1 protein-coding gene is annotated in these 515 nt (G+C 44.7%); it reads right to left on the reverse strand.

Annotated features, from left to right (window positions below; translation table 11 throughout):
• The coding region (hisH, locus tag A3761_RS05060) for an imidazole glycerol phosphate synthase subunit HisH (RefSeq protein WP_068749933.1) at window positions 1–437 on the reverse strand (437 nt) is incomplete at its 3' end.
• Window positions 438–515: the final 78 nt, after the last annotated feature.

Raw genomic sequence — 515 nt, forward strand, 5'->3', positions numbered from 1 at the left:
CACATAGGGTGATCACCATTCTGCACCACCTGATTCCACCCCATATGCGGTACTTTCAAACGAACCTTCTCGCCCTTATCGTTCTCTTCATACAAGCTTTCGCCAAAATGCAAAACATCGCCTGGGAAGGCACCGATACAATCAACGCCTCCATTCTCCTGGCTATGTTGAAGCAAAGCTTGCATGCCAACACAAATACCCAAAAAAGGTCTGTCCTTGGAAACTTCCATGCTTAAGCTATCAAAGCCCAAACGCTTAATTTCAGCCATGCAATCGCGCATAGCGCCTACACCAGGCAAAACAACCTTATCTGATGCACGAATCGTATCCGCATCCGAAGTTACAAGGACTTTTGCATCAGGCGCTACGTGTTCAAATGCCTTCGAAACCGAATGCAAATTGCCCATACCATAATCAATAATGGCAATTGTCGTCATTTTTTCTCACTCGTAAAAAGCAACTGACCTCAAAAGAGGCCAGTATTATTTATTAACTGTCGTACAACTTGAAACCGG

It is taken from the genome of Oleiphilus sp. HI0123 (genome assembly GCF_001635315.1).